This is a genomic window from Pseudomonas citrullilanati (assembly GCF_030580855.1).
In the GTDB taxonomy this organism is placed as follows: domain Bacteria; phylum Pseudomonadota; class Gammaproteobacteria; order Pseudomonadales; family Pseudomonadaceae; genus Aquipseudomonas; species Aquipseudomonas citrulli.
Genome location: NZ_JAUQOP010000020.1, coordinates 25543 through 49532 on the forward strand (window position 1 = coordinate 25543; position 23990 = coordinate 49532).

Sequence of the window (23990 nt, forward strand, 5' to 3'; positions counted from 1 at the left end):
GGTTTACTCCCCTTTGCCGCCGGCTGCTTTATCAGCTGCCTGAGCGGGGGCCGGGTTCGGGTTCTTGACGTTGGTGGCTTCGGTAGCCTTGACCTCGACCCCTGGCCGTACGTACTGCAAGCCTTCGGTGATCAGGCGGTCGCCGGCCTTGAGCCCATCCTCGATCAGCCATTGGCTGCCGACGGTGCGGGAGGCCTTGAGCTGACGCAACTCGACCTTGTTGTCCGGGCCCACCACCAGCGCGGTCGGCGTGCCCTTGAGGTCGCGGGTCACGCCCTGTTGCGGCGCGAGGATCGCGGCGCTGTTCACACCGGCCTGCAACTTCGCGTGGACGAACATGCCCGGCAGCAGGGTGTGGTCAGGGTTGGGGAACACGGCGCGCAAGGTCACCGAACCGGTGGTCTGGTCGACCGACACTTCGGAGAATTCCAGCTTGCCTTCGTGTGGGTACTGGCTGCCGTCTTCCAGGGTCAGCTTGACTGCGGCGGCGTTGTCGCCGGCTTTCTGCAAGCGGCCGCTCTCCAGCTCACGGCGCAGTTGCAGCAGCTCCACCGAGCTTTGCGTGACGTCGACGTAGATCGGGTCCAGTTGCTGGATGGTCGCCAGCGCGTCGGCCTGGCCATTGCTCACCAGCGCACCCTCGGTCACCGAGGAACGGCCGATGCGGCCGGAGATCGGTGCGTAGACCTTGGTGTAGCGCACGTTGATCTGGGCGGTCTGCAGGTTGGCTTCCGACTCCAGCCGATTGGCCACGGCAGTGTCGTATTCCTGGCGGCTGACGGCCTGTTCATCAACCAATTGCTTGTAGCGGTCGGCAATCGACTTGGTGGAGCGCAGGTTGGCCTCGGCGCTCTTGAGGGTTGCCTCGTACACCGACGGATCAATCTGATAAAGCTGCTGGCCGGCCTTGACGTCGGCGCCTTCCTTGAACAGGCGCTTGAGAATGATGCCGTTGACCTGCGGGCGAACTTCCGCGACACGGAATGCACTGGTGCGCCCTGGCAGCTCCGACGTCAGGGTGAAAGGCTGGGCCTTGAGGGTGACGACGCCGACCTGAGGGGTAGGGGCAGGAGGTGCCGCTTCTTCCTTCTTGCATGCGCTGAGCAGCGATGCCAGGGCGATGGCGGTAACCAGAGCGGTAACAGCTGGCTTGAATTGCATGGAAATCCTCGGGTCCAGGCGCGCAACAGGCGCACTCGAAAGTGGAAAGGTTAAAAGGCAGCGTATTTCAATTAGTAGGATGCTAAGAAATATACTTACGTACATGGTTGTTTGTAAACAGCCAAATTGCGTACCATCCGACTTTACAAAAGCCTGACAAAGGCTCCGTAGGTCGGGAACGCGTTCCATGAAACGTAGCCCCATTTTTCATAGTCGATCCTTTAGCACTGCTGATGCGTCCTGATTGAGGTGTTTACTGCCATGGTTCGTCGTACCAAAGAGGAAGCCCTGGAGACTCGCAGCCAGATACTCGAAGCGGCCGAGAAAGCCTTTTTCGAACGGGGCGTCGCCCGCACGACGCTGGCCGATATCGCCACGCTGGCCGGCGTGACACGCGGCGCCATCTATTGGCATTTCAGCAACAAGGCGGACCTGCTCCAGGCGATGCTCGATACGTTGCACGAGCCTCTCGATGACTTGGCCCGGGCCAGTGAGAGTGAGCAAGAGCTTGATCCCCTAGGTTGTGTGCGCAAGCTGTTGGTGCGCTTGTTCCAGCAAGTGGCCCTGGATCCGAAGACCCGGCGCATTAATGAAATCCTGTTCCATAAGTGTGAGTTCACCGATGAAATGTGCGACCTGCGCCAGCAGCGACGCCAGGTCAGCCTGGATTGCAACGTGCGCATCGCATTGTCGCTGCGCAACGCGGTGAATCGCGGCCAGTTGCCGCAGGACCTGGACCCGGAGAGGGCCGCGGTCGCAATCCACGCCTACATCGATGGCATCCTGTACCAGTGGCTGTTGGCGCCCGACAGCTTCGCGCTGGCAGGTGATGCCGAACGCTGGGTCGAGATCGGGCTGGACATGCTGCGCCTGAGCCCTAGCCTGCGCAAATGAAACAAAATGCGCAATTGCTTCGGTTTGTTTCGCCCCCAGTGTTCCAAACAGCTTTTATAAACTGAATGCCGCCCTGGTTGATAGGCGACCGCACACAAAATTTGTAGGTGATTTGTTTCATGGTCGGCCTGGATTCCGCCGGCTCCAGGCCCCGGCGAGGTACGTTCAAAGGCGTCGCCGGTCCATGGCCGTATCATGCAGCGGCCTGAGGACGGGCCCATGTACGCACCTCATGGCGAGGGGGCACCGGCGTTGGCCAACCGCTTACCGATCGGGTTCGACAACCAGGCGGACCGCGTAGTTGAACGGCGGCTCGAGCATCTTCCGGGAGATTTCCGACCTGCACCTGTATTCGCCATTGCCGGTGTAGGCCGTCCTGCTTTTCCAGTCCGGCTGGTAACTGGGTTCCAACACGCCAGGAACAATAGGCACCTGGAGACGGGTATGCAGTTGGCATTCGAAGTTGAAGTTCTTCATTTCATAGTTGATGACCAGTTCAATGGGTTTGATCTTCTTTAGCGTCGGTTTCCAGCCCGTGCCGGGATAAGTGTAATGCCTGAAGTGCTCTATGCTGAATCGGTAAGTGGTGTGGGGGGCGATGTCGTGGACATCAAGGACAAAGTTATCGGCCTGGGGCGGGTCGGTTAACAGGCTGTTCATTTTCAATGTGCCGCGGGTATCGTTGGCTATTTCCACGGTCACTTCGGTGTTGGCCACGCTGTAGGCAACCATGGCGGGGCCCAGCAGCAGGGCAAGGATAAGGTTGTTCAAAATGTTCATGACAAGGTGTCTCTCATAAATACACGGCTCGCAAGTAATAACCTGCGGGCTGGGTGTGCTTGATTGTTGGGTTTGATAATTGGATCAATGAAAGTGCAAGTACTCGTCCATGGTTGAAGTGGACGATGTGTGCGGAATGATTATTAACGCTATGGCGAGCTGGAGTCCATGCTGGCTAAAGGTGGTCTTGTTATTTGATATTGCGGCGGGAGACAGTTGCGTGTGTTGTTTTACAGCTATAAAAAAAGCCCCGGCTCTTTCGAGTCGAGGCTTTTTTAATTGCGTACTTGTCGGACTTACATCACCGGATAATCAATGTAGCCCACCGGTCCTTTGCCATAGAACGTTTCCGGATGCGGCTCGTTCAACGGCGCGTCGGCTTTCAAGCGGGCCGGCAGGTCCGGGTTGGCAATGAACGGAACCCCGAAGGCGACCGCATCGGCCTTGCCTTCGGCCAGCCAGGCGTTGGCGCTGTCCTTGGTGAAGCGTTCGTTGGCGATGTACGGGCCGCCGAAGGCTTGCTTGAGTTGTGGGCCGATGCTGTCGTCGCCTTCTTTCTCGCGCGAGCAGATAAAGGCGATGCCGCGCTTGCCCAGTTCGCGAGCGACGTAGCTGAAGGTTTCCAGGCGGTTCTCGTCGCCCATGTCATGGGAATCGGCGCGAGGTGCCAGGTGCACGCCCACGCGGCCGGCGCCCCAGACTTCGATGGCCGCGTCGGTGACTTCCAGCAGCAGGCGGGCACGGTTTTCCAGGGAGCCGCCGTATTGGTCGGTGCGCTGGTTGGTGCTGCTTTGCAGGAACTGATCGAGCAGGTAGCCGTTGGCACCGTGGATTTCCACGCCGTCGAAACCGGCGGCCTTGGCGTTCTCGGCACCCACGCGGTAGGCGTCGACGATGTCGGCGATCTCGGCGGTTTCCAGGGCGCGCGGCGTCGGGTAGTCAGCCAGTGGACGCACCAGGCTCACATGGCCCTTGGGCTGGATGGCGCTGGGGGCCACCGGGGTTTCGCCGTTCAGGTACGACGGGTGGGAGATCCGGCCGACGTGCCACAGTTGCAGGAAGATCTTGCCGCCGGCGCCGTGGATGGCCTTGGTCACGTTGGCCCAGCCGCGTACCTGGTCGTTGGACCAGATGCCGGGAGTGTCCGGGTAGCCCACGCCCATCGGCGTGACGGAGGTCGCTTCGCTGAGGATCAGGCCGGCGGAGGCCCGTTGCACGTAGTACTCGGCCATCAGTGCGTTGGGCACGCGGCCCGCGTCGGCACGGCAGCGGGTGAGCGGGGCCATGATGATGCGGTTCTTCAGCTCGATGTCGCCGAGTTTGATGGGGTCGAAAAGAGTCGCCATGAATTACAACCTCGAAAGTGGAAGGGTAGAAGTCAACGAGTTGCCGGTGCCAGGTCGGGGTTGGCGCCCTGGCGGAAAGTGATCAGCGTGACCAGCAGCGTCAGCACCGCCAGCGCGCCGGCGGCCAGGGGCACGGCGCTCAGGCCCAGGCCGTGGGCGATGACGCTGCCGCCGACCCAGGCGCCCAGGGCGTTGCCGATGTTGAAGGCGCCGATGTTCAGGGTGGAGACCAGGTTCGGCGCGGCCTTGCCGAAGGTCACCACATTGACTTGCAGGGCAGGCACGGCGGCGAAGCAGGCGGTGGCCCAGAGGAACAGCGTGATCTCGGTGGGGATCAGCGCCACGCTGGTCCAGCTCAGTACCGTCGACACCACGGCCATGGTGATGAAGACGCCCATCAGCGTGTTCGCCAGGCTCTTGTCCGCCAATTTGCCGCCGATGATGTTGCCCAGGGTCAGGCCGAGGCCGATCAGCACCAGCGTCCAGGTCACGCCACGGGGCGATACGCCGGTGACCTCGCCGAGCAGCGGGGCGACGTAGGTGAACAGGGTGAACACCGAGGCGGAGAACAGCGCGGTCATGCTCAGGGACAGCCACAGGCCCGCCCCCTTGAGGGCGACCAGCTCCGAGCGCATGTCGAGTTTTTCTTCATCACGCTTGGCCGGCAGGAAGCGGATCAGGCCGATCAGGGCCACCACGCCAATGGCGGTCACTGCCCAGAAGGTCGAGCGCCAGCCGGCTTCCTGGCCCAGCGCCGTGCCCAATGGCACGCCCAGCACGTTGGCCAGGGTCAGGCCAGTGAACATCAGGGCCACGGCCGAGGCGCGCTTGTTGGGCGCCACCAGGCCGGCGGCCACCACCGAACCGATGCCGAAGAACGCGCCGTGGCACAGGGCGGTGACGACCCGGGCGAACATCAGCACGTTGTAGTCGCTGGCGATGGCGCAGAGCAGGTTGCCGATGATGAAGATGCCCATCAGTGCCACCAGGGCGGCCTTGCGCGGCAACCGGGCGGTGGCCAGGGCCATGAACGGCGCACCGATGGCCACGCCCAGGGCATAGCCGGTCACCAGCCAGCCGGCGCCGGGGATCGAGACACCCAGGTCGGCCGCCACATCGGGCAGCAGGCCCATGATGACGAACTCGGTGGTGCCGATGGCAAAGGCACTCAGGGCGAGGATGAGGAGTGAAAGGGGCATGTCGGGGTCCTTGTCAGGTCAGAGCTCTTGGCTCATTTGCTTGAGGAACTGCTGGATCACTTCCTCGTTGCGCTTGAAGAAATGCCATTGACCGACCTTCTGGCTGGTGATCAGCCCCGCCCGTTGCAACACCGCCAGGTGCGCCGACACCGTGGACTGCGACAGGCCGCAGCGCTGGTCGATCTGGCCGGCGCAGATACCGAATTCGTGGTTGTGCAATTGTTCGGGGAACTGGACCTTGGGGTCTTTCAGCCAGTTGAGGATGTCTCGCCGTACTGGGTGCGCCAGGGCTTTTATTATGTCGTCGAGGTCAAGGTTCATGAGGGCAGTTCGTAATGGGCTCAAGTGGTAAAACGCTATATCGCGATGAGGCGAACCTTAAATCGTTACTTCGCGATATACCAATATGGATTTGATCTGAGCACCGAACGAATCGCTATATCGGGTTATAACGATATGGGGACGAGGGTGCTAAGCTGCCAGCCATGAACTATCTCGCCCATCTGCACCTCGGCGGCCCGGACCGCGAACAACTGCTCGGCAGTCTCTACGGCGACTTCGTCAAGGGGCCGTTGCAGGGGCAGTACGCGCCGCAGATCGAAGCGGCCATCGCCCTGCACCGGCGCATCGACATGTACACCGATCGCCATCCGTTGGTGGAGGGCGCCCTGTCGCGTTTTTCCACGGTGCGCCGGCGCTACGCCGGGATCGTGCTCGATGTGTTCTTCGACCATTGCCTGGCCCGGGACTGGGCGGAGTACGGCGAAGGGCCGCTGGTGGATTTCACCGCCCGGGTGTACCAGGTGCTCAGTACCGAGCCACAACTACCGGGACGCCTGGCGCAGATCGCGCCGTACATGGCGGCCGATGACTGGCTGGGTTCCTACCGGTCCTTTGAGGTGCTGGGGCAGGTCCTGCGCGGGATTTCCCGACGCCTGTCCCGGCCGGAGGAACTGGCGGGGGCGATGGACGAGTTGGTCAGGCTGTACGAGCCGTTGAGCGAGGATTTCCGCTTGTTCTATCCGCAGCTTCAGGATTTTGCGTTGAGCCAAGCCACACCACGAAACTAAGTGTGGGAGCGGGCTTGCTCGCGAAAGCGTTGGGTCAGTCAACATCCCTGCTGAATGTTGAGCCGCCTTCGCGAGCAAGCCCGCTCCCACAGCGGTGTCTACAGTGGGGCCTGCTCAGGCCGCAATCGCCGCAGGCCGCACCGGCGCTTGCTGTTTCTCGGGGAGCGTGCCGAACAGTGCCTTGTGCACCGCCTGCTGGGCCTGGAATGCCAGGGCCGCGCGCTCCTGGCCCTGGCAGGCGATGGGTTGCAGCAGATGGATGTGCACCTCGCCCCGATCATTGGCGAACAACCGCATCAGATGCGACAACAGGTCGTCGTCGCCAATGAACGGTGCCAGCGAATCAGGTTCGCCATTGCGCAGGTAACGGATCGCCACCGGCTGCAACGCCACGTCCGCATCGATGGCCGCCGACAGCAGGCGACCATGGAAGGTGCGCAACGAACGGCCATCGGTGGTGGTCCCTTCCGGGAACATCAGCAGCGGGTGGTGCTGCTCCAAGTGGCGGCTCATCTGCTTGCGGATCAACTGGCTGTCGCCCGAGCCGCGACGGATGAACAGGCTACCGGCCTTGGCCGCCAGCCAGCCGGCCACCGGCCAGGTGCGCACTTCGGCCTTGGACAGGAACGACAGCGGCGTGAGCATGCCCAGCAGCGGGATGTCGGTCCAGGACACGTGGTTGCTGACCCACAGCATCGGCCGTTGCGGCAACTGGCCGTGGACGGTGACGCGAAACGGCAGGGCGTGACTCAGCCGGGCCATGAAAAAACGCGACCAGCGCTGGCGTCGCACCATGGAGTTGGCGATCCCCAGGCGTTCGAACAGGCCGAAGATGCTGGCCATGCCCAGGCCCAGCGTCACCACCAGCAACACTCGCGCGATTCGCGCGTACACGCGCAACCGACTCATCACACGGCTGCCTTGAAGTGACGAGCGTAGCGCGGGCAGAGTTCGTCGCGCTTGAGCAGGATGAACACGTCGGCCACTTGGAAGTCCTCGTCCCAGCAGGGCTCGCCGCAGATTTTCGCCCCCAGGCGCATGTAGGCCTTGAGCAGGGGAGGCATCTCGGCGATGACATTGGAAGGCACGTCGAGGGCCGGCAGCGGTTTTTTCGGCACGGCTTGCAGGTGTTCGGTGCACAGGTAGCGTTCGCGCAGGCGTTGCATGATCGCCTGGGCCTGGATGCCGCCGTCCTGCATCGGAATGCTCGCGCACCCCATCAGGTAGCTGTAGCCGCCCTCGTTCAGGACTTCGGCCAGTTCGCCCCAGAGCACCGCGATGGTGCCGCCGTTGCGGTAGGCCGGGTCGACGCAGGTGCGGCCGATCTCCAGGATTGGGCCCTGGAGATGGACCAGGCCATTGAGGCTGAATTCTTCTTCGCTGTAGAACCGGCCCAGGCTGCTGGCGGCCTGGTGGTCGAGCAGGCGGGTGGTCGCCACGAGGCGGCCGGTGTTCAGGTCGCGTACGCCGATGTGGGCGCAGTGAACATCATAGTCGTCCATGTCCAGACCCAGTTCCGCGCCTTTGAGCTTGGCGTTGAATTCGCCGCTGAAGACGTTGAAGCGCAGGGCCTGGGCTTCTTGCAAGGCCTGGGCGCCGATCAGGCGTTCGGCTTGCAGGCGGCGTTCATTGCCGGTGTCGCTGATGCGGGCGATCTGGGTCATAGCGAATCTCCGTGCGGGCTGTGCACCCGTCTTTGGGTTGCAGCCAATCGACTTTCTTTATGCAGCCATGTTGTGCAAAGTCAGGCTATGTAGCCCCGGTGTCATCGCCATGAAGCTTTGGTGATGCTTATATGACAGCCCTCGAGGAGCCGCTCCATGCCCTGGACCACCCTGATCGAACGCGGTGAACGCCTGCCTGCCCATCCGGACCTGGCCGAGGGCTATGCGACCTTGCTGCAACGGTTGGGGCCGGTGACGCCGTTCGACCTGGCGGTGGCCGGCGCCCGCTTGATGGCGACGCCCGGGCTGGCATTCCTGGTGGGCTACCAGGCGGCGTTGCGCGTGCTCTGGCCCAGTGCGCCCCAGAGCCTGGGCGCGTTGTGTGCCACCGAGCAGCGCAGCCTGCGCCCGGCGGACATGCAAACCCGCCTCGACGATTTGCGCCTGAGCGGGCGCAAGGATTTCGTCACCGCCGGCGACGCCGCCGAGTGGCTGCTGATTGCCGCTCGCTGCGAACCGCCGGGGCAAGCGCCGCGGTTGAGCCTGGCGGTGGTCTACCCGGGCGAACCCGGCGTGATCCTGGAGACACTCCCGGCCATCGCGTTGATGCCCGACATCAGCCACGGCCGCGTAAAGCTCGACGGCGCGCTGTGCGAATTGCTCGCTGGCGAAGGCTGGGAGGCCTATGTCAAACCGTTTCGCACCCTGGAAGACCTCTATGTGCTCAGCGCCATGACCGCCTGGTTGTATGGCGTCGGGCAGGAGTGCGCCTGGCCCCAGGCGTTGCAACTGCGCCTGCTGGCGCTGCTTGCCGGCTGCGCAGAGGTGAGTCGACATAACCCTTCCAGCGCGGCCGGGCACGTGCTGCTGGGCGGGTTGTTCGCTCAGTTCCAGGGGCTCGATGGCGAAGTCAACGCAGCCCTGGCCGTTGGGCCTGTTACGTGGCGTGAGATGTGGACGCGGGATAAAGGCGTGATGGAGATGGCGGCGGGCGCGCGGGCCAAGCGGTTGGCCAAGGCGCTTGAGTCTTCATTGGGTTGATGGGCCTCATCGCGGGCAAGCCTTGCTCCCACAGGTCTACAACAGACTGTCATTTAGTATTGAACCTGTGGGAGCAAGGCTTGCCCGCGATGGCGTCGGTACTGTCGACACAAGTACTGAACTGTCATCAAATTTGAATAGGCTCTGAAGGTTCAATCCTGCGAGCCCAAAGCATGTCCAGAGGCTGGTTCCTGATCCCGCTGCTGTTGCTTAACCTGAGCGCCCACGCCGAAGACTGGCCCAGCGAGCAATGGCCAACTGGCCCGACCCCGAGCGGGCCGGCCCTCGAAGCCTTGGAGCAATACGCCTTCCCGCCCCGGGACGATGCGCGCCGCGAGGGCATCCGCACCGACGCGCTGGTGGTGATCCAGGACGGCCGACTGGTCTACGAACGCTACGCCGGGCCGAACAGCGCCGACACCCCGCACCTGACCTGGTCCATCAGCAAAAGCCTGATGGCGACGGTGTTCGGCGTAGCCTACGGGGAGCGGCTGTTCGATCTGCAGGATCCGGCCGCGCGGTATGTCCCGGCCCTGGACAAGCAGCCGCAGATGACCCTGGCGGACCTGTTCCACTGGGCGTCCGGCCTGGACTGGCAGGAGGACTACGAATACGCGCCACTCAATTCGTCGGTGGTGGCGATGCTCTACACCCGCGGGCGCCAGGACATGGCGACGTTCACCGCAGCGCATGCCAGCTACAGCCCGCCGGGGCAGGCGTTCCGTTATTCCAGCGGCGACAGCAACCTGCTGGCGGCGGCGCTTAGGACCATCGTCGGGCCGCAGCGTTATGGCGACTACCCCTGGACGGCCCTGTTCGAGCCGCTGGGCATTCGCCACGCCACTTGGGAAAGCGATGCCAGCGGCACGTTTGTCGGTTCGTCCTACGCCTATCTCACGGCAAGGGACCTGGCCCGCGTGGGGCTGTTGATGCAGCGCGACGGGCGCTGGGGCGAGCGGCAATGGGTCCCCAAGACGTGGGTCGCCTTCAACCGCGAGCCGTTTGCCGGCTTCCAGGCGGGCCAGGACGAAGCGGTTCCCGGAGGGCATTGGTGGCTCAATCGCGCCGCCGACCCGGCCATCCATCCCTGGCCCGACGCGCCGCCAGACACGTTCGCCGCCCTGGGCCATTGGGGCCAGGCGTTGTACATCATCCCCAGCGCGAAGCTGGTGATCGTGCGCTACGGTGACGACCGCGACGGTCGTTATCGCCACAACGAACTGCTCAAGCGCGCCCTGGCGGCGTTCGCCGCAACGGTGCAGCCATGAAGCGTCGCTGGCTGTTGATCCTGTTGGCGGCGCTGTTCGTCGCCCTGGCCGGCTGGATCTGGCGCGAGCGCACGGCGCTGCGGGCCTTTCCGGACATCATCAGCGCCTACACCGCCAAGGAATACTGCTCGTGCCGCTACGTGATGCAACAGCCGGCCGACTATTGCCGTGGCTACGTGAAACAGTCGGTGCCCATCAGCGCGTTCCTCGAAACCCCGGAGGCCAAGCGCATCACCGTCAGCGGCCTGGGCCGTAGCCACAGCGCGCGGTGGCTTGGGCCGCGGCAGGGGTGTCGGTTGGAGCCGTAGTCTTGGAACGACGCAGGTCTTGTGGCGAGGGGATTTATCCCCGTTGGGTTGCGAAGTGACCCCTGTGTCCGACGTGTCATTGCGGTGGTTGATAGGCTTTTGGGGGTTGCTATGCAACCCAGCGGGGATAAATCCCCTCGCCACAGGAAACTGTATGCCGGGCGGTTGTTGAAACAGACTGTTTGCAAGCGCCCTCGGCCCGGTTAAGGTTCGCCACAGGTTTCCCTGTCTGCCGAGTGTGTATGTTCAAGCGGTCTCTTTCCCACGCCATCGCGACCTTGCTGCTGGCCTGCGCCGCGCTGCCAGCCCAGGCCAACTGGTACCTGGACGGCGAGTCGTCGCGACTGTCATTTATCAGCAGCAAGAACGGCAATGTTTCCGAGGTCCAGCGTTTCCTGGTGCTGCATGGTCAAGTCCAGCCCGACGGGTTGGCCCGCCTGGAGGTGGAGCTGGACTCCATCAACAGCGGCGTTCCCCTGCGGGACGAACGCATGCGCGCCGAACTGTTCGAGATCAAGCAATTCGCCGAAGCAACCGCCACCGCGCAGATCGACCTGGCGCCGATCCAGGACCTGGCCAACGGCGCGCAGTTGGAATTGCGCCTGCCGCTGACGGTGGGCCTGCATGGCAAACAGCATGAATACAACGTCGAGTTGCTGGCAACGCGCCTGGATGAGCGACGCTTCCAGGTGGTGACCCTGGAGCCGGTTGTGCTCGATGCGGCGGATTTCGGGTTGGCGCCGGGCCTGGAAAAATTGCGCAACCTCGCCGGTCTGTCGGCCATCAGCCTCTCGGTGCCGGTGAATGCGGTGCTGATCTTTACGGCGCGCTGACGTGAGCGGCCCGGTATTCCCCTGGCGCGATGGCAATCGCTTCGAGCTGTTGATCGACGGGCCGCAGTTCTTCCCGCGCATGCTGGTGGAAATTGCCCGAGCCCAGGAACAGGTCGAACTGGAGTTGTACCTGGTGGAAGCGGGGCACTGTGCCGAGGCGATGGTCCAGGCCCTGGTCCAGGCGGCGGAGCGCGGTGTTCGCGTGCGCTGCCTGTTCGATGACTATGGCAGCCTGGCGTTCACCCTGGGCCTGCGCAACCGGTTGATCAACGCCGGCGTGCAGTTGCGCTTCTACAACCGCCTGAGCTGGCGGCGCTGGGTGCGCAATCTGTACCGCGACCACCGCAAACTGCTGCTGGTGGACCAGCGTCTGGCGGTGGTGGGTGGCACCGGCGTGACCGATGAATTCTGGAACCCGCTGGACGATCGCAGCGAATGGCATGAGGTGATGGTGGAAATCGTCGGCCCGCTGGTGCTCGACTGGCAGTTGCTGTTCGATCGGCAGTGGCTCGCCAACCGGCATCGACGCGCCTGGAAGCCCGCTTCCAACTTCGGCTTGCCGCGCCTGCCCCGTGTCCCGCCTGCGGGCGAGGGCATGGGCCGGGTGGCGTATGCCGACGCCCGCCAGCACCGCGACATCCTGCAATCGTTGTCCCGGGCACTGAACAGCGGCCAGAAACGCATCTGGATGGCGACACCGTATTTCCTGCCGACCTGGAACGTCCGGCGGTCCTTGCGCAAGGCTGCGGCGCGGGGCATCGACGTGCGCCTGCTGCTCACCGGCCCGCGCACCGACCACCCCTCCGTGCGCTATGCCGGGCACCGCTATTACCCGCGATTGCTCAAGGCCGGGGTGAAGATCTTCGAATACCAGCCGTGTTTCCTGCACCTGAAGATGGTGCTGGTGGACGATTGGGTCAGCATCGGGTCGTGCAACTTCGACCACTGGAACCTGCGCTTCAACCTGGAGGCCAACCTCGAAGCCCTCGACCCCGGCCTGAGCCAGGCGGTGGCGGCGAGTTTCGAGCGCGACTTCACCCAAAGCCTGCAAGTCAGCCTCGACGCCTGGCAGCGCCGGCCATTGTGGAAGCGGTTCAAGCAGCGGGTGTGGGGGTTGGTGGATCGGGTGGTGGTGAACCTGTTGGATCGGCGGGGCTAATCAAAACACCTTCCACAGGAGATCTTTCTGTGGTCAAAAAAAGTGAGTTCCCCCAGTACCCATTGTGGGAGCGAGCTTGCTCGCGATAGCGCAGGGTCAGTCGATATCCATGTGACTGACCTGTCGCCATCGCGAGCGAGCTCGCTCCCACAGGGGCTGGGGTGTTGCCTGGGGGTCAGAGCAACTCGAAGCTCTGCTGCTTCACATCCTGGGAGTCCAGGCCGATCTGCACGTTGAACTTGCCGGGTTCGGCGGCGTACTGGAGCTGGGCGTTGAAGAACTTCAGGTCGTCTTCGGTGATGGTGAAGTGGATGACTTTCTTCTCGCCGGCCTTGAGCATCACCTTGCGGAAGTTCTTCAGTTCTTTCACCGGGCGGATGATCGAGCCGGTGACGTCCTGGATGTACAACTGCACCACGGTCTCGCCATCACGCTTGCCGGTGTTTTCCAGCGTCACGCTGGCGTCGAGCTTGCCGGTCTTGTTCAGCGTGGTCGATGACAGGGCCATGTCCGACAGGCTGAACTCGGTGTAGCTCAGGCCGTAGCCGAACGGGTAGAGCGGGCCGGTGATGTCGTCGAAGTATTGCGAGGTGTAGTTGCCCGGCTTGCCGGGGGTGAACGGGCGGCCGATGCTCAGGTGGTTGTAGTAGGTCGGAATCTGCCCGACCGAGCGTGGGAAGGTGATCGGCAGCTTGCCTGAAGGGTTGTAGTCGCCGAACAGGACGTCGGCGATGGCGTTGCCGCCCTCGGTGCCGCTGAACCAGGTTTCCAGGATCGCATCGGCCTGTTGCTGCTCTTCGAGCAACGACAGCGGACGGCCGTTCATCAGCACCAGCACCAGCGGTTTGCCGGTGGCCTTCAGGGCCTTGATCAGCTCGCGCTGGCTGGCCGGGATGTTCAGCTCGGTGCGGCTCGACGACTCATGGGACATGCCACGGGATTCACCCACGGCCGCCACCACCACGTCGGCGTCCTTGGCGGCCTTCACCGCTTCGTCGATCAGCACCTGGGCCGGGCGCGGGTCGTCCACCACTTCCGGGGCATCGAAGTTGAGGAAGTTCAGGTAGTCGAGCACCTTCTTGTCGCCGGTGATGTTGGCGCCGCGGGCGTAGACCAGCTTCGACTCGGCGCCCAGGGCGCGGGTCATGCCGTCGAACAGCGTGACCGATTGCGCAGGACGCCCGGCGGCGGCCCAACTGCCCATCATGTCGATCGGCGCCTTGGCCAGGGGGCCGACCAGGGCGATCTTCGCGCTTTTCTTCAGGGGCAGGGTCTGGTTGCGGTTTTCCAGCAGGACCAGGCTGCGGCGCGCCACGTCACGGGCGTCGGCGCGGTGCAGGCGGCTTTCGGCATAGGTGTCGGCCGGGTCGTCCTCGGCCTTGCCGATGCGCAGGTACGGGTCCTTGAACAGGCCCATGTCGTACTTGGCGGCCAGCACTTCGCGCACCGCGTTGTCGATGTCGCTCTGCTCGATCTCGCCGGACTTGAGCAGCCCCGGCAACTCCTTGCCATACAGCGAGTCGTTCATGCTCATGTCGATGCCGGCCTTGATCGCCAGCTTCGCCGCCTCGCGTCCGTCCCGGGCAACGCCGTGCTTGATCAGTTCGAAGATCGCGCCGTGGTCGCTGACGGCCAGGCCCTTGAAGCCCCATTCCTTGCGCAGCAGGTCGTGCATCAGCCAGGTGTTGGCCGTGGCCGGTACGCCGTTGATGGAGTTCAACGCGACCATCACCCCGCCGGCACCGGCATCGATGGCGGCACGGTAGGGGGGCAGGTAGTCCTGGTACATTTTCACCGGGCTCATGTCCACGGTGTTGTAGTCCCGGCCGCCTTCAACGGCGCCGTACAGGGCAAAGTGCTTGACGCTGGCCATGATGCTGTCGGCGGCATTGGCGCCGTTGCCCTGGAACGCCTTGACCATCACCCCGGCGATGCGCGACACCAGGTAGGTGTCTTCGCCAAAGCCTTCGGACGTCCGGCCCCAGCGCGGATCGCGGGAGATGTCGACCATCGGCGCGAAGGTGATGTCCAGGCTGTCGGCGGCGGCTTCCTGGGCAGCGATGCGGCCGGAGTGGTAGATGGCGTCCATGTCCCAGCTCGACGCCAGGGCCAGGGGGATCGGGAAAATGGTGCGGTGGCCGTGGATCACGTCATAGGCGAAGAACATCGGGATCTTCAACCGGCTGCGCATGGCCGCGTCCTGCATCGGACGGTTTTCATCGCGAGTGATGGAGTTGAACGTGCCGCCGATGTTCCCCGCGGCGATTTCCTTGCGGATCATCTCCCGGGGCATTTCCGGGCCGATGCTGATCAGGCGCAACTGGCCGATCTTTTCCTCGAGGGTCATTTGTTTCATCAGGTTGCTGATGAAAGCGTCCTTGTTCTCTATGGGGGCTGGCAGGTTATCGGCTAATACGGATTGACTGGCCAGACTGACAAACAGGCCCAGCAAACACAGCTTCTTCATGAATAGTTTTCTCGCAGGCTCAAAGGCGTAATCAGGACACGCCGTCAGCCAAAATGTGAGGAGCGGCTATTGTTGTTCGGTCAAATACAGCACACTTTCGAGCCCAGCGGGCTGAACTTAGTTTCGCGCCGCGCATCTTTTAGCCCATCGCCCTGATTCAATCCAGTGCGGCGGCAGATTATGCCCTAGACGCCGAGGCGATAGGTGGCGGTGTTTTTCAATGTCATGCAAGGGAGAGCTTCACCTGATGAATCTACGACTGAACCACCGCAGCGGCCTGCGAATGCTGGCACTGATACTGTTCACTTCGCTGCTGGCCGGTTGCGGTATCAATGACATCCCGACCCTGGACGAACAAGCCAAGGCTGCCTGGGGCCAGGTGCAGAACCAGTACCAGCGGCGTGCCGACCTGATTCCCAACCTGGTCGAAACGGTCAAGGGCTATGCCCAGCACGAGCAGGAAACCCTCACCGCCGTGATCGAGGCCCGGGCCAAGGCCACGTCGATCCAGGTCGATGCCAACACCCTGGACAACCCGGAGAAACTCAAGCAGTTCCAGCAGGCACAGGACCAGCTTTCCGGTGCGTTGAGCCGGTTGATGGTGGTGTCCGAGCGTTACCCGGACCTCAAGGCCAACCAGAATTTCCTGGCCCTGCAGTCGCAGCTCGAAGGCACCGAGAACCGCATCGCCGTGGCCCGGCGCGACTTCATCCTGGCGGTGCAGAAATACAATACTGAGATCCGTACCTTCCCGGGACGCTTGTGGCATAGCGTGCTGTACAGCGACCTGCCGATCCGCCAGACCTTCGAGGCCACCAGCCCCGATGCCGACAAAGCGCCGCAAGTGAAATTCTGAAAAAATGTAGGAGCAAAGCTTGCTCGCGATGAACGATAACGCGGTCATTAGAAAGACCGAGGTGCCTTCATCGCGAGCAAGCTCAGCTCCCACACCAGCTCGCTCCCACACAGGAGTTCCGATGCGAGTGTTGAAATTTTGCCTGGTGCTGTTGCTCTGGGTATTTGCATTCACGGCCCAGGCCGAGTTGAGTTTCCCGCCGCTGACCGGGCGCGTGGTGGACACCGCCCAGTTGCTCGAACCGGCGACGCGCACGCAACTGGAGGCGCAGCTCCAGGCCCATGAGCAGGCGACCGGTGAACAGGTGGTGGTCGTCACGGTGCCTGACCTGCAAGGCGCCAGGATCGAGGACTTCGGCTACCTGCTCGGGCGCCACTGGGGCATCGGGCAGAAGGACAAGAACAACGGCGCCCTGCTGATCGTCGCCCGCGACGACCGTAAACTGCGGATCGAGGTGGGCTACGGCCTGGAGGATCGCCTGACCGATGCCCAGAGTTCGGTGATCATCCACCAGGTGATCACCCCGGCGTTCAAGACCGGCAATTTCAACAAGGGCATCAGTGACGGCGTGGCGGCAATGCTGGTGGTGCTCGGTGGCAGCCCGCTGGATGAACCCGCGCCGACAGCGGTGTACAGCTCGGACGAGGAGCAGGGCGATTTCGTCCAGCGACACCCATGGCTGTTCGTGCTGCTGGTGATGCTGGTCATCACCACGGTGATGGTCGGCCAGGTGCTCGGCATCCTGCCCACCACGAGCGGCAGTGGCAGCTCCCGCAGCTCCAGCAGCTCAAGCGGGAGCAGTTATGATGACGGAGGCTCCAGCGGCGGGGATGGAGGCTTCAGCGGTGGCGGTGGCAGTTTCGGAGGCGGCGGTTCGTCGGGCAGTTGGTGACAATAATAATGAACGGGCATTTCCAACCATGGCATTACTGACTGAACACGAACAACGCAAGGTGGCCGAGGCAATTGCCCGGGTCGAGCAGGACACTGACGCCGAACTGGTCACGGTGCTCGCCGCCCGTGCCGACGACTATGCCTATATCCCGCTGCTGTGGGCCAGCCTGTTCGCCCTGGTGGTGCCCGGCGTGGTGCATTACCTCACGGGCTGGCTGGCAATGCATAGCCTGTTGCTGGTGCAGTGGCTCAGTTTCATCGGCTTGTGCCTGGTGTTCCGCATTCCCCGCATCACCACCCACCTGATCCCCCGTTCCGTACGGCATTGGCGCGCCTCCAACCTGGCGCGCCGGCAGTTTCTCGAACAGAACCTGCACCATACGGTGGGCGGTACGGGCATGTTGATCTTCGTCTGCGAAGCCGAGCGCTACGTGGAGATCCTGGTGGACGAAGGCATTTCCAAGCGACTCGACAACAGGCACTGGGATGCCATCGTTCGCGCATTCACCCAGCAGGTGCGCCAAGGCCAGACGTTGGAGGGTTTTGTGACGTGCATCGAAGCCTGCGGCCGCTTGCTCAAGGAGCACGTGCCAGTGACCCATGAGCGCAATGAGCTGCCCAATCGCTTGGTGGTGCTGGGCTAGACGTTTTCCCGCTGGACACTGTTGGAGTGAGTGGTTTCTGTGGGATGAATGAGCTGTGGCGAGGGGATTTATCCCCGCTGGGGGCGTAGCCCCCAATAAAATCGACGACCGGTTATGTAAGGGGGGACTCCTGGTTTGGGTCTGCTGCGCAGACCAGCGGGGATAAATCCCCTCGCCACAATTGAATTTCCCCGTGCCCTCGGCCCCCATCCCCCCTAAAATACCCACCTTTCTTCGATTCGCCCCGCCCCGAGGCCGCTTGTCCATGTCCGTTACCGCCACCCCCGCCCGTCCTGCGCCGGATCATCACGCCCAGTTCATCGAGCTGCTGCGCAGCAGTCTGGCGCAGAACGCCTTCATCAAACTGGTGCTGGCCAAGTATGCCGGGGACGAAGCGGACCTCCAGCGGGTGATCATCAAGCCCCTGACGGTCAAGGAACAGCCGTGCCTGACCTTCGTCTACCGCTACAAGACCCGCGACATCACCAAGAATTTCCCGGTGGCCGAAGGGGTGGACAACGTCGCTGCGCTGTTGCCAGCGTCGTTCAAGAACGCGCATCTGCTGGCGCTCACCGACGAGGCGCAGCTGGAATACAGCAAGAAGGGCAAGAGCTCGCTGTTCCGCAGCAAGCCCCAGCAGTTGCGTGAGGTACCGTCCGGCGAGCACAACCGCGAGAAGAACCGCTTCCTCGACCTGAGCCGGCCGTTCCTGGCCGACCTGGGGGTGACCAACCACAAGCACGAGCTGGTTCCCGCGATGTCGCGCAAGTGGAAGCAGATCAACAAGTTCATCGAGGTGTTCAGCCATGCGCTGACGTCTTCGCCTCTAGCCCTGGATAAGCCGGTGCGGGTGTCGGATTTCGGTTCGGGCAAGGGCTACCTGACCTTCGCCATCCACGATTACCTGCGCAACACCTTGCAGGCCGAGGGCGTGGTCACGGGGGTCGAACTGCGCGAAGACATGGTCAAGCTGTGCAACGAAGCGGCCGGGCGCCTGGAGCATCCGGGCCTGAGCTTCCAGCACGGTGACGTGCGCAGCGTCGCGCCGAGCGCGGTGGACGTGATGATCGCCCTGCACGCCTGCGACATCGCCACCGACTACGCGATCCACATGGGCATTCGTTCCGGCGCCTCGATCATCATGTGCTCGCCGTGCTGCCACAAGCAGATCCGCCTGCAGATCCAGAGCCCGGCCTTGCTCAAGCCCATGCTGCAATACGGCCTGCACCTGGGCCAGCAGGCGGAAATGGTCACCGACAGCCTGCGGGCGCTGTTCCTGGAAGCCTGCGGCTACGACACCAAGGTGTTCGAGTTCATCTCCCTGGAACACACCAACAAGAACAAGATGATCCTGGCGGTCAAGCGCGCCGAGCCGACCGACCCGACCGAGCTGCTGGCCAGGATCCAGGCGCTCAAGGCGTTCTATCACGTCACCGAGCATTGCCTCGAAACCCTGCTGCGGGCGGACGGTTACCTGTAACGCTGTGGGAGCGAGCCTGCTCGCGAAGACGGCGGTACATCCCCATAAGATCAAGCTGATCCACCGCCTTCGCGAGCAGGTTCGCGCCTCCCCCCTAAACCTCGACCGGCACCGCCAGCTCCGGGTCGCCCAAGGGATGGCTCTTGGCGTCGAAGAATCTCAGTTCCATGGCCAACCCTTGGAACAGCTTGGCGTAATGCCGCTTCTGGTGCTGGATGAACGCTTGGCTGCGTGGGTAGATCGAGATCGCCATGACCTTGGGCGCCGCCTGGCGAAGGGCGTCGATAATGTGCCGGTCCTGCTCGCCCAGGGCATGGCCGAACAGGCACAGGTTGGCGCCGTGATGCAGCAACTGGTCGTAGCAGAACGACAGGTAGTCGCTGCTGCGGATGGTCTTGAGCTTGTCCTGGCTCGGGCCCTCGTTGACGAACAGCGGCACATCGTCGAGGGTCTTGAGGGTGTTGTTGATGGCAAAGCTGCCCAGCAACGTCCCTTCGGTGGAACTCAGCCGGCGCGCCATGCCGTCCTGGTTACGCACCAGGTGCAAGCCACCGTGCAGGTACAGCAGGCGCGGTTTGTCGGTGTCCGCCTGGCTCAAGTCGAAATGGTGATCGTTGCCCACGAACAGATCGGTGAGGGTGTCCGGCGCGTGCTGGATCGCCCAGTGGTTGAGCAGGTCGTAGTTGGTGGTGAACACCGTCCGGTAGCGGCTCAACGCCTGGCTGCGCGTCGCCAGCATCGACGGCTGCACCAGGCGCCACGGAATGTGCACGGCGTGCACGGTATTGATCAGCGCTTCCTTGATCGCGTAGTAGCGGTTGCGCGGGGCGGCGGAGCTGACGGCCAGGGCCTTGTTGACCCGGCTGGTGGTCTTCAGTGCCCCGAGCACCTGCTCGAAGCTGCGCGTCTGCAGCGCATCGAACACACTCAGTTCCGACGGGCTCAGGGGCTTTTCCTCGACGGTACGGGCGTTTTCGAACAGCGAGTCGTAGCCGAAATCGTCCCACACGGCGCGGCTGGCACCATTGCCCAGCAGCAGGGCGCTGAAGTCGGTGCTGGCCTGCAGGGCCGCCCAATCTTCAAGCCGGGCGTCGTATTCCTGGAAATCGGTCATCGCGAAAACTCATCCAAAACGTGGCAAAGGCAGGGCGCGACTTTATCACGACAAACTCTTGAGCCAGATCAAGGAACGCCGTGACTGATCGGTCAATCCTGTATGCCCCTACCGATCCGGTCTCTTCCAGGAGCGTGTCCCATGAGCAGCACCTTTTTCATTCCAGCCGTGAACATCATGGGCCTGGGTTGCCTCGACGAGGCGATGAGCGCCATTCGCAACTACGGTTTCCGCAAGGCCTTGATCGTTACCGACGCCGGCTTGGCCAAGGCTGGCGTGGCCGGCAAGGTGGCCGAGCTGCTGGCCGTCCAGGACGTCGACGCGGTGATTTTCGACGGCGCCAAGCCCAACCCGAGCATCGCCAACGTCGAGCTGGGATTGGGGTTGCTGAAGGAAAGCGAGTGCGACTTCGTGGTGTCGCTGGGCGGCGGTTCGCCCCATGACTGCGCCAAGGGCATTGCCCTCTGTGCCACCAACGGCGGGCAGATTCGCGACTATGAAGGCGTGGACCGCTCCAGCAAGCCGCAGTTGCCACTGATCGCCATCAACACCACCGCCGGCACGGCCAGCGAGATGACCCGCTTCTGCATCATCACCGACGAGACGCGCCACGTGAAAATGGCCATTGTCGATCGCAACGTGACGCCCCTGATGTCGGTGAACGATCCGGCACTGATGGTCGCGATGCCCAAGGGGCTGACGGCCGCCACCGGCATGGACGCGCTGACCCACGCGATCGAGGCGTACGTGTCCACCGCTGCCACGCCGATCACCGATGCCTGCGCCCTGAAAGCGATCACCTTGATCAGCAACAACCTGCGCCTGGCCGTGCGCGACGGCAATGACGTGAAGGCGCGGGAAAACATGGCCTATGCGCAGTTTCTCGCAGGCATGGCGTTCAATAACGCTTCGCTGGGGTTCGTGCACGCCATGGCCCATCAACTGGGCGGTTTCTATGATTTGCCCCACGGTGTCTGCAACGCGGTGTTGCTGCCTCATGTACAGAGCTTCAACGCTGCGGTATGCGCGGCCCGTTTGAGTGATGTGGCCCAGGCCATGGGTGTCGAGACGCGCGGCGCGAGCCCGGAAGAGGGGGCGCAATCGGCCATCGCGGCGATCCGCAGCCTGGCCCGGGACGTGGATATCCCGGCTGGCCTGCGTGAACTGGGCGTACGCCTCAATGACGTGCCGGTGCTGGCCGCCAATGCGCTGAAGGACGCTTGCGGCCTGACCAATCCCCGGGCGGCGGACCAGCGTCAGATCGAGGAAATTTTCCGCAGCGCGTTTTAATCGGTTCGTGGCGGCATGGACCTCACACAAGCCATCGCCGCCACGCCCAGCAAGGTGCACAGCGTCGCCAACGGCCAGGCCTGCTGGCTCAACAGCAGGCTCGCCAGGGCGCCGACCAGGGCTGCCATGAGTTGATGCAGGAAGCCGCTCAGCGCCATGGCGTAGGCACCGGCCACCGGTGAGCCGGCATTGGCCAGGGACAGGCTGATGGGGTAGTTCAGCGACTGGCCGAACACCGCGAAGCAGTAAGGCAACCAGAAAAGCAGCGCGGTGCCACCTGGTACCAGGCTGCCCGCGAGCATGGTCGCGCCACCGCCCAGCACCAGGGCGATGCCCCAGCCCATCATCCGTCGTTGCCCGGTGCGCAAGACGCCCGCATTCACCGCCAACGCGCCGAAGAGGTACGCCGCGCTGATGGGCCAGCCCAACAGGCCGTACTCGATGGGCGTCCAGTGGAAGCGCTCCTGCAGGATCAGCGGCGCCGCGGTATTGAAGGCGACGATGACGCCGTACCCCAACCCGCCCGCCAACGCCGGCAGCAGGAAGCGCCTGCTTTGCAGGATCTGCCCGTAGATGCGCCACGCTGATCGCCCATCGTCGCCTTGCGCCAGGACCGGGAACCTGGCCCGGGACACGATCGCCGCCATGGCCAGGCTCGCCGCGCCCATGGCATGGAAGATCGCCTCCCAGCCAAACGCGGCCTGGATCAGCGAGCCCAGGTACTGGCCGATGCCGAGGGCGATCACGAAGGCGATCGAGATCCAGGACAGCGCCTTGGCCAGCAGGTCACCGCTGAAGCTGTCGCGGATCAGCACCCGCGCCATCACCGAGATGCCGCTGGCGCCCACGCCCTGGAGCAATCTCAGCGCCAGGAAGGCCTCGACGCCAGTGCCCAGGGGCAGGGCCAGGTTGGCGACGCCGTACAACCCCAGCGCCGCGAGCAACACCGGCTTGCGCCCCAGGCGCTGGCTCAGGCTGCCCCAGAGCAGCATGGGCAGCGCCATGCCGACCAGGTACACCGACAGGCCCCAGGAAACCCGCGACGCGTCGGCCCCCAGGTCCCGGGCGATATCGGGCACGGCCGGCAAGTAGATGCTCATGCCCAGTTGTGCCAGGAAGACAGTGGTGCAGGTGACGACCAGGGTTGTACGGTTGTTCATCGAGGGCTCGTTTCAGGGGCGGATGTCACGCCCATGGGCCAGCAGCAGGTCGGTGATCAGCCCGCAAAAGCGGCGAATCACCTCGTGGGCCATGTCGGCGCGCAAGGTGATGCGGATCGCGGCCTTGCCCTGGGGCACCACGGGGAAAAAGACCGCCGAGGTGAAATACCCCAGTTCGGCCAGTTCGACCACCAGGCGGTTGGCCAGGGCTGCTTCACCGCAGGGCACCAGGCGAATGGCCATGGGATTGCCGTGCTGCGCGGTGCGCACCAGGCTGTCGAACAAACGGATATTAGCCTGCAAACGCTCCTGCAAGGCGCTGAATTCGCGGCTACCGTGCAAGCGGATCGAGGCCATGCCGGCGCCGATGGCGGCGGCGTTCAGGCTCTGGGACCAATTGCTTGGCCCGCCGTAGCGTTTCACCAGCGCCTTGTGCCGTTCGTTGCCGAACATGACCAGCCCGCCGCTGGCGCCGAAAGACTTGGCCAGCGAGGCGACCACCAGGGTGCGCTCGTCCAGGGCGTGCCAGCGCGGACGTACCAGGCCAGCGCCACCTTCGCCGACCGCCGACAGGGCGTGGGAGTCGTCCAGGTAGAGGAACAGGCCGTAGCGCTGCTTGAGATACAGCAGGCTGTCCAGGTCCGCCAACCCGCCCATGCTGTAGGCGCTGTCGGCCACATACGCCACGTTGCGCTGCCGCTTGCACAGGTCTTCGATGAAATCCATGTCGTTGTGCGGGCAGGTGATGACCTGGGTTTCATCGGCGCAGGCGGCCTTTTGGTGGTTCATCGAATAGTGTGCGTGCTTGTCGAACACCAGCACCGGCGCCGCGTCATCCGTGAACGCCCCGCTGGCCAGCAGCGGCAGGATACCGGCGCTCGCCGCGCTGCAAGAGAGGGCGCTGAGGCAACTGGCGCCGAACAGCTCCGACAGCCGGGTCTCGTACTGGTCGAGGATCGCCAGTTGGCAACGATTCCTTGAGTTGGCGATGCGCAGGGTGCCGGTTTCGCGAAGGGCGGTCATCGCGCCGTCCAGCAGCGCAGGGTGATAATCCAGGCCCAGGTACGACGTGGTGCAGAAGTGATGGAAGGTCCGGCCGTGTTGGTCCACCAGGGTATTGGGGCCCTTGACCTCGACATCCAGCCCCGAGATTCTTCCGGTTTCGGCGCCCTGCCAGCTGGGGTCGGCGAGGGCAATGACTTTGCGGTAGTTGCTGAAGCGATGGGGCGATTGTGCGGTCGGCGTCATGGCGCGATTACATTCCTTGGTTGACGATGCTGTCCGTGGGGTGTTGCAGGGGGTGTTTTTCCAGACTTTACAGCGCCTCAGGCAGGGCTTTGAATCGGCCGTTTCCGGCATGTT

The 23990-nt window shown here is 63.4% G+C and carries 23 protein-coding genes; 12 read left to right on the forward strand and 11 right to left on the reverse strand.

Annotated elements, in window-relative coordinates:
* Positions 1-3: 3 nt before the first annotated feature.
* A complete protein-coding gene (locus Q6A48_RS14715; protein WP_304554841.1) occupies positions 4-1161 on the reverse strand; it encodes an efflux RND transporter periplasmic adaptor subunit in 1158 nt (385 codons plus the stop codon).
* Positions 1162-1422: 261 nt separating this feature from the next.
* Between Q6A48_RS14715 and Q6A48_RS14720 the strand changes: the two genes are divergently transcribed.
* Positions 1423-2055, forward strand: coding sequence for a TetR family transcriptional regulator (locus Q6A48_RS14720; RefSeq protein WP_304554842.1), 633 nt, complete (start codon positions 1423-1425; stop codon positions 2053-2055).
* A gap of 264 nt (positions 2056-2319) precedes the next feature.
* Here Q6A48_RS14720 and Q6A48_RS14725 read toward each other — a convergent pair whose 3' ends face one another.
* From Q6A48_RS14725 to Q6A48_RS14740, 4 genes are all read right to left on the reverse strand, one after another.
* Positions 2320-2835, reverse strand: coding sequence for a hypothetical protein (locus Q6A48_RS14725; RefSeq protein ID WP_304554843.1), 516 nt, complete (start codon positions 2833-2835; stop codon positions 2320-2322).
* Positions 2836-3131: 296 nt separating this feature from the next.
* Positions 3132-4181, reverse strand: a complete 1050-nt coding sequence (locus Q6A48_RS14730) for an alkene reductase (RefSeq protein WP_304554844.1) — start codon at positions 4179-4181, stop codon at positions 3132-3134.
* Between the two features lie 32 nt (positions 4182-4213).
* Positions 4214-5380: an MFS transporter gene (locus tag Q6A48_RS14735; protein ID WP_304554845.1), complete on the reverse strand. Its 1167-nt coding sequence runs from the start codon at positions 5378-5380 to the stop codon at positions 4214-4216.
* Positions 5381-5398: 18 nt separating this feature from the next.
* On the reverse strand, positions 5399-5701 hold the full coding sequence (locus tag Q6A48_RS14740) for an ArsR/SmtB family transcription factor (protein ID WP_304554846.1): 303 nt from the start codon (positions 5699-5701) through the stop codon (positions 5399-5401).
* Positions 5702-5865: 164 nt separating this feature from the next.
* Here Q6A48_RS14740 and Q6A48_RS14745 point away from each other — a divergent pair, with 164 nt between their 5' ends.
* Entirely contained in the window at positions 5866-6450 is a 585-nt protein-coding gene (locus Q6A48_RS14745; protein WP_304554847.1) for an acyl carrier protein phosphodiesterase, read from the forward strand.
* A gap of 114 nt (positions 6451-6564) precedes the next feature.
* On the opposite strand, the gene Q6A48_RS14750 is transcribed toward Q6A48_RS14745, so the two are convergent.
* Both Q6A48_RS14750 and olsB read right to left on the reverse strand, forming a co-directional pair.
* Positions 6565-7359, reverse strand: coding sequence for a lysophospholipid acyltransferase family protein (locus tag Q6A48_RS14750; protein WP_304554848.1), 795 nt, complete (start codon positions 7357-7359; stop codon positions 6565-6567).
* Positions 7359-8114 (reverse strand): L-ornithine N(alpha)-acyltransferase, encoded by a 756-nt coding sequence (gene olsB / locus Q6A48_RS14755; RefSeq protein WP_304554849.1) that lies wholly within the window; start codon positions 8112-8114, stop codon positions 7359-7361. The genes Q6A48_RS14750 and olsB overlap by 1 nt, the downstream gene beginning before the upstream one ends.
* 156 nt (positions 8115-8270) lie before the next feature.
* On the opposite strand from olsB, the gene Q6A48_RS14760 reads away from it, so the two are divergent.
* From Q6A48_RS14760 to Q6A48_RS14780, 5 genes are all read left to right on the forward strand, one after another.
* A complete protein-coding gene (locus Q6A48_RS14760; protein WP_304554850.1) occupies positions 8271-9155 on the forward strand; it encodes an acyl-CoA dehydrogenase family protein in 885 nt (294 codons plus the stop codon).
* A 173-nt stretch (positions 9156-9328) separates the two neighbouring features.
* On the forward strand, positions 9329-10423 hold the full coding sequence (locus Q6A48_RS14765) for a serine hydrolase domain-containing protein (RefSeq protein ID WP_304554851.1): 1095 nt from the start codon (positions 9329-9331) through the stop codon (positions 10421-10423).
* Positions 10420-10731, forward strand: a complete 312-nt coding sequence (locus Q6A48_RS14770; protein WP_304554852.1) for an amidase — start codon at positions 10420-10422, stop codon at positions 10729-10731. The genes Q6A48_RS14765 and Q6A48_RS14770 overlap by 4 nt, the downstream gene beginning before the upstream one ends.
* A gap of 242 nt (positions 10732-10973) precedes the next feature.
* Positions 10974-11564: a YceI family protein gene (locus Q6A48_RS14775; RefSeq protein ID WP_304554853.1), complete on the forward strand. Its 591-nt coding sequence runs from the start codon at positions 10974-10976 to the stop codon at positions 11562-11564.
* Between the two features lies 1 nt (position 11565).
* Positions 11566-12723 carry a phospholipase D-like domain-containing protein gene (locus Q6A48_RS14780; protein ID WP_304554854.1) on the forward strand — a complete coding sequence of 386 codons (1158 nt, stop codon included), beginning with the start codon at positions 11566-11568 and terminating at the stop codon, positions 12721-12723.
* Between the two features lie 175 nt (positions 12724-12898).
* On the opposite strand, the gene bglX is transcribed toward Q6A48_RS14780, so the two are convergent.
* Complete coding sequence (gene bglX / locus Q6A48_RS14785) at positions 12899-15190, reverse strand: beta-glucosidase BglX (protein ID WP_304554855.1); 2292 nt, start codon at positions 15188-15190, stop codon at positions 12899-12901.
* Positions 15191-15437: 247 nt separating this feature from the next.
* On the opposite strand from bglX, the gene Q6A48_RS14790 reads away from it, so the two are divergent.
* The 4 genes from Q6A48_RS14790 (at position 15438) to Q6A48_RS14805 (ending at position 19064) form a co-directional block, all read left to right on the forward strand.
* A complete protein-coding gene (locus Q6A48_RS14790) occupies positions 15438-16046 on the forward strand; it encodes a LemA family protein (RefSeq protein ID WP_304554856.1) in 609 nt (202 codons plus the stop codon).
* 121 nt (positions 16047-16167) lie between these two features.
* Positions 16168-16938 carry a TPM domain-containing protein gene (locus Q6A48_RS14795; protein WP_304554857.1) on the forward strand — a complete coding sequence of 257 codons (771 nt, stop codon included), beginning with the start codon at positions 16168-16170 and terminating at the stop codon, positions 16936-16938.
* A 28-nt stretch (positions 16939-16966) separates the two neighbouring features.
* Complete coding sequence (locus tag Q6A48_RS14800) at positions 16967-17584, forward strand: TPM domain-containing protein (RefSeq protein WP_304554858.1); 618 nt, start codon at positions 16967-16969, stop codon at positions 17582-17584.
* Between the two features lie 265 nt (positions 17585-17849).
* Entirely contained in the window at positions 17850-19064 is a 1215-nt protein-coding gene (locus tag Q6A48_RS14805) for a class I SAM-dependent methyltransferase (RefSeq protein WP_304554859.1), read from the forward strand.
* A gap of 94 nt (positions 19065-19158) precedes the next feature.
* Here Q6A48_RS14805 and Q6A48_RS14810 read toward each other — a convergent pair whose 3' ends face one another.
* Entirely contained in the window at positions 19159-20178 is a 1020-nt protein-coding gene (locus tag Q6A48_RS14810) for a DUF4917 family protein (protein WP_304554860.1), read from the reverse strand.
* A gap of 141 nt (positions 20179-20319) precedes the next feature.
* Here Q6A48_RS14810 and yiaY point away from each other — a divergent pair, with 141 nt between their 5' ends.
* Positions 20320-21468, forward strand: coding sequence for an L-threonine dehydrogenase (yiaY, locus tag Q6A48_RS14815; RefSeq protein ID WP_304554861.1), 1149 nt, complete (start codon positions 20320-20322; stop codon positions 21466-21468).
* Here yiaY and Q6A48_RS14820 read toward each other — a convergent pair.
* Positions 21465-22628: a multidrug effflux MFS transporter gene (locus tag Q6A48_RS14820; RefSeq protein WP_304554862.1), complete on the reverse strand. Its 1164-nt coding sequence runs from the start codon at positions 22626-22628 to the stop codon at positions 21465-21467. The two genes, yiaY and Q6A48_RS14820, sit on opposite strands and share 4 nt — an antisense overlap.
* A gap of 12 nt (positions 22629-22640) precedes the next feature.
* Positions 22641-23876 (reverse strand): aminotransferase class I/II-fold pyridoxal phosphate-dependent enzyme, encoded by a 1236-nt coding sequence (locus Q6A48_RS14825; RefSeq protein ID WP_304554863.1) that lies wholly within the window; start codon positions 23874-23876, stop codon positions 22641-22643.
* Between the last annotated feature and the right edge of the window lie 114 nt (positions 23877-23990).